6 protein-coding genes are annotated in these 4,543 nt (G+C 69.5%); 1 reads left to right on the top strand and 5 read right to left on the bottom strand.

Features of this window, described 5'->3' with window-relative positions:
* Window positions 1–203: 203 nt before the first annotated feature.
* Window positions 204–1,949 carry an ice-binding family protein gene (locus ACZ4W5_RS31655; protein WP_465658407.1) on the bottom strand — a complete coding sequence of 582 codons (1,746 nt, stop codon included), beginning with the start codon at window positions 1,947–1,949 and terminating at the stop codon, window positions 204–206.
* Between the two features lie 432 nt (window positions 1,950–2,381).
* Here ACZ4W5_RS31655 and ACZ4W5_RS31650 point away from each other — a divergent pair, with 432 nt between their 5' ends.
* Window positions 2,382–2,813, top strand: a complete 432-nt coding sequence (locus ACZ4W5_RS31650; protein WP_360242990.1) for a hypothetical protein — start codon at window positions 2,382–2,384, stop codon at window positions 2,811–2,813.
* Window positions 2,814–2,945: 132 nt separating this feature from the next.
* On the opposite strand, the gene ACZ4W5_RS31645 is transcribed toward ACZ4W5_RS31650, so the two are convergent.
* From ACZ4W5_RS31645 to ACZ4W5_RS31630, 4 genes are all read right to left on the bottom strand, one after another.
* Complete coding sequence (locus tag ACZ4W5_RS31645) at window positions 2,946–3,344, bottom strand: type II toxin-antitoxin system VapC family toxin (protein ID WP_360242987.1); 399 nt, start codon at window positions 3,342–3,344, stop codon at window positions 2,946–2,948.
* A gap of 37 nt (window positions 3,345–3,381) precedes the next feature.
* Window positions 3,382–3,609, bottom strand: a complete 228-nt coding sequence (locus tag ACZ4W5_RS31640; RefSeq protein WP_359780946.1) for an AbrB/MazE/SpoVT family DNA-binding domain-containing protein — start codon at window positions 3,607–3,609, stop codon at window positions 3,382–3,384.
* A 135-nt stretch (window positions 3,610–3,744) separates the two neighbouring features.
* The gene (locus tag ACZ4W5_RS31635) at window positions 3,745–4,152 is read right to left on the bottom strand and encodes a type II toxin-antitoxin system VapC family toxin (RefSeq protein WP_360242984.1); all 408 of its coding nucleotides are present in this window, start codon (window positions 4,150–4,152) and stop codon (window positions 3,745–3,747) included.
* On the bottom strand, window positions 4,149–4,379 hold the full coding sequence (locus ACZ4W5_RS31630; protein WP_360242981.1) for a FitA-like ribbon-helix-helix domain-containing protein: 231 nt from the start codon (window positions 4,377–4,379) through the stop codon (window positions 4,149–4,151). The genes ACZ4W5_RS31635 and ACZ4W5_RS31630 overlap by 4 nt, the downstream gene beginning before the upstream one ends.
* Window positions 4,380–4,543 lie beyond the last annotated feature (164 nt).

The raw sequence follows: 4,543 nt of genomic DNA, 5'->3' as shown, positions 1-4,543 counted from the left end.
CCACGCTGTCCCGCCCCCCCCAGACCCAGATGCCGTTCGGCCCGCACCCCCCCCCCCCCCCCCCCCCCCCCCCCCCCCCCCCCCTCCTCCCCTCCCCCCCCCCCCCCCCCCCCCCCCCCCCCCCCACAGCCATGACCGAGGTCAGTCCGCCGGTGGCAGGCGGCCCTGGTTGCCCGACCGGAATGGTCGGCTTCTCGGAACGGCTAGTGCCGGCGGCGGGCTGCGGCCCGTCCGCTACGCCTCACGAGGATGAGGACCGAGCCTCCCAAGGCGACGGCGGCCGCCGAGCCAACCGCGATGCCAATCGATGAGCCGGAGCCAGTGGCGGCGAGTTCTTGCCCCGCACCCTTCGGATGTCCGGCCGGTCCACCCTGCTCGTGACCACCCTGCTCGTGACCACCCTGGCCGTTGCCGTGATTGCCCTGGTCATGGCCGTGATCACCGTGCTCATGGCCACCGTGCTCCTGACCGCCGTGACCGCCTGGATGCTGAGGCGGCCCAGCCGGCCCAGCAGGCCCGGCGGGCCCAGCAGGCCCGGCAGGCCCAGCAGGCCCAGCAGGCCCGGGCGAACCGTTGGCGCCCGGCGAACCATTGGCACCCGGCAAGCCGTTGGGACCGGGAGCACCAGGCGCGCCGTTGGGGCCGGGAGCGCCCGGAGCGCCCGGCGAACCGTTGGGACCAGGTGCACCGTTGGGGCCGGGAGCGCCCGGAGCGCCCGGCGAACCGTTGGGACCAGGTGCCCCGTTGGGGCCAGGAGCCCCCGGAGCCCCCGGAGCGCCCGGCGAACCGTTGGGACCAGGTGCACCGGGGACGCCAGGTACACCCGGAGCGCCATTGGGACCGGGAGCGCCCGGAGCACCCGGCGAACCATTGGGGCCAGGCGCCCCATTAGGACCAGGCGCACCCGGAGCACCGTTGGCACCGGGCGAGCCATTGGCACCCGGAGCCCCCGGAGCCCCGTTGGGGCCGGGAGCGCCCGGAGCGCCCGGCGAACCGTTGGGACCAGGTGCCCCGTTGGGGCCAGGAGCCCCCGGAGCACCCGGAGCACCCGGCGAACCATTGGGACCAGGTGCACCGTTGGGGCCGGGAGCCCCCGGAGAGCCGGCAGCACCGGGAGGGCCGGCGGGCCCACTCGGTCCGGGCGGCCCACTCGGTCCGGGCGGGCCACTCGGCCCGGGCGGCCCACTCGGCCCGGGCGGGCCGACGGTGCAGGCAGCCCTCGTGATGGTGTTGTCGTCCAGGGTGACGGCGCCGTTGCGCGCCAGGGCGCGGCCTTCGATCACCGAGGCGTGGTTCACGCTGATGGAGGTGAGGGCCAGGATGTTGCCCTTGAAGAAGGAGTCGACGTCGATGGTGGCGGAGCTGCCGACCTGCCAGAACACATTGCAGGGCTGCGCTCCGTTGACCAGGCTGACGACGCTCGACGGAGCCGTGATGAGGGTGGAGCCGATCTGGAAGATGAAGACGGCGTTCGGGTCGCCCATCGCGTCGAGGGTGACGGTCCCGGTGAGGTTCAGCGACGAACTCGCCTTGTAGACCCCGGGCGTCAGCGTCAGCCCGCCGATGTCGCCGGGCGAGGTCAGGGTGGCCGTGGGGGCCCGGCCGGCGGCGTCGTTGTAGGCGATGACGAGGTCGGACTGAGCCTGCGCCGCCTGGGCGTCGTTGACGTGCTGGACCCCGTTCACGATTCCGGGCGGGAAGCCCGTCACGCTGGTTCCCGGGAAGAGCCCGAGGTCCCCGTTGATGACGCTGGGGCCGGTGTTGGTGACGGTTGAGCCCGCCAGGATCGCATAGCTGGTGTCGGTCCCCAGCCCCACCGGTGCCGTTGCGGCGTGCGCGGGGCTGGGGAACGGGCCGGACGTCGCGAGCAACGTCAGCCCGGACAGCAGGACGAACGCGCCCGCGAGTCGAGCGCGTTGACGCCCTCGTCCCGGTGGAGCGGACAACATGGCATCGACTGCCATAGGACAGGACCTTTCTTGTCGCCGTTGAACTCCTTCACCCCAATGGGGGATTCAGAGCGCCGCTGGTGCTTCCGGTCAGGCCTCACCCCCTCGCACCCGCGCCGGAGGGGCGTCCGGAGAGCGGGAGCCGACCAGGACAGGTGATGGATAGTCACCAACTCACTACACCGTGCAACAACAACATGGAAAGAAGAGAGTAATAAAGATGCAACGGAGTGACGCACTAGCGCCGAACGGGGAAGGACCCGCCACCTCGCAGATCCGTTCGTCTACGCACTAAATGGCGACCTGTCCTCCCTGGCCACCGGCGGCCACCCGGGTCGCCGCCGACGCCATTGCAGTACCGTTTTTCCTCTTGGCCGCGCCCAAGCCGGTGAATCACGTATCGCCCCCGTGATCCCAATCGTTGGCCCGATCATGAACGATCTAACGAATCCGCGGGACGAGGCGCTCGCTGTGGCCGCCTGTGACACCGGCACAGTGGCCGCGCGCTGCCGCGCCGCAGGTGGCCTGCTCAAGGTCACCCTCGGTGAACTGCGCGCGGAAGTCGGCTACCGAAGACTCGGCAAGTACGTCCTGGAGGAACTCGCCGAACGTCTCACCGAAGAAGGGCTCGGCTGGTTCCCGACGTGGCGGCTCTCCCCGACGGAGAACAGCGAGCCGCGGAAGGATCACGACGTGTGGGTGTTCCTCCGGGACGGCGGCCTGCGCTGCCAGGTCATCGACGCCATCCAGGCCCCCGACAGCTCCGATGTCCCCACAGTCCTGAACGACCTGCTCGCCGGCCGTCCCCAGAACCTCTCCCCGGAGCACAAGCTCGGCCTCATCCGCGAAATCCTCGGGCTCTGACGCACACCCGGAGCAATCCACCGGCCGGATCACACCTGCACGCCCCGACGTTCGCGGCGCTGCGCCGGACGCCCCTTTCGGGATTCCAGCGCAGCGCCCCAGCAAGCAGAACCGCCATGAACCGAACAGCAATCAAGGGCAGATCAGCTGAACGGTCGGGAAGTAGGTGCGGTAGCGCGTGGCATCCCGAGTGAGCAGGCGGTAGCTCCGGACAGCCGCGTGCGCGCCTATGTAGAAGTCCGGAAGCGGAGCGGTTTTCTGACCTCCACGCTTGCGGTACTGCAGAAAGGCCTTGCCGGCCAGGAACCCGGCCTCGTAGGGAAGCGGCTCTCGGACGAAGGCCTCAGCGGGAAGGACCGCGTCGAGTTCCTCGATCGCCGCATAGGCCACCGAGACCTCGGCGTAGACGATCGGGTTGATCACCACCTGGCCCTCGTCCTGTGCCTTGGCGAGCTCGACTTCGGACCAGTCGGCCCAGGTGGGGTCGTTCGTCATGAGGTCCAGCAGCACGCACGAGTCGACCAGGGTCACCGGCTGAGACCGCTCCTGTTCCACAAGCCTCAACCGGCTACTCCCCACGCAACAACTCCATGATCTCGTCCGTCGACATGCCGCCCGCAGCGGTTCCTCTCATCCGCCGCGCCAGTCGCTGGCCCCGAGTGTCCGTCCCGATCCGGCGCACTATCCGCAGAACGCCGTCCTCCTCGATCACGTCCACCTCGTCCCCGGGGCGGAGACCGCACTTCTGCCGGAGCTCCGCGGGGATCGTGACCTGACCTTTGCTGTTGAGTCGCATCTCAGGGCTCCTTGGTATCCCGTATTACCCCTACTACGTAATACTACGCGCCGACAACGAAGCTCCGCTCGAGTTCTGGGAGATCTTCATCGAGCAGAAGGTCAACGAAGGCGCCACCGCACGGGGCTGTGTCAGTCAGGGGTGGATCGAGGCGAAGACCTCGATCTCACACTTCGCGGCACCGCTGCGCTTGATCCTCGCATCGCTGGTGATCAGTGGTACGCCCAGGGCTTCCGCCAGGGCAACGTACTGGGAGTCGTAGGCGCTGAGGTTGGCGTGCAGCTTCCTCACCCGGTCCCAGAAGGGCAGCGTCTCCCGTTTGGCAATGGGAAGCAGCCGGTATGCGGCGACCGCCCGCTCCACTTCCTTCTCGGTCAGCTTGCCGCCACGCTGCATGCCGAGGAGGGCTGACTGGATCTCGTAGTCGAGGAGGGTAGGAGCGTAGACGTCCCCAGCCTCGGCCAGGCGGTTGCGGATGAGCTCCCCGTCGGAACCGTGGGCCGTGAGAACCAGGACGAGGGCAGAGCAGTCGATGACGATCAACGCCCGGCTCGCCCTTCATCGATGGCAGCGAGAACGTCGGCGGCGCTGACGTCGGCGGTGGTTTCCCGGTTCAGCCTTTCCATCATCTCCGCCATGGTGGGCTTGGATGCCTCCCTGGCGATCAGGTCCAGCATGAACGCCTGCAGCGACTTGCCGGCCTGAGCTGCGCGGACCTTCAGGGTCTGGATCTGGTCGTCCGGGACGTCCCGGATCGTGAGGGCAGTCATGCCTGCATTCTAGCTCCAGTATCTGCAAAATGCAGATAGTGGTGGGCCTCCGGAGCGGGAACGACGAAGCGGGGGGGGGGGGGGGGGGGGGGGGGGGGGGGGGGGGGGGGGGGGGGGGGGGGGGGGGCGGGGGGGGGGGGGGGGGGGGGGAGGGGGGGGCCGGG

The organism is Kitasatospora sp. NPDC029367 (genome assembly GCF_055569135.1).
This window is presented reverse-complemented; position numbering and strand designations above follow the sequence as displayed.

Coding starts and splice junctions, on each gene's coding strand:
- ACZ4W5_RS31655 (WP_465658407.1), bottom strand. CDS start 1,949: ATGTTGTCCGCTCCACCGGGACGAGGGCGTCAACGCGCTCGACTCGCG.
- ACZ4W5_RS31650 (WP_360242990.1), top strand. CDS start 2,382: ATGAACGATCTAACGAATCCGCGGGACGAGGCGCTCGCTGTGGCCGCC.
- ACZ4W5_RS31640 (WP_359780946.1), bottom strand. CDS start 3,609: ATGCGACTCAACAGCAAAGGTCAGGTCACGATCCCCGCGGAGCTCCGG.
- ACZ4W5_RS31630 (WP_360242981.1), bottom strand. CDS start 4,379: ATGACTGCCCTCACGATCCGGGACGTCCCGGACGACCAGATCCAGACC.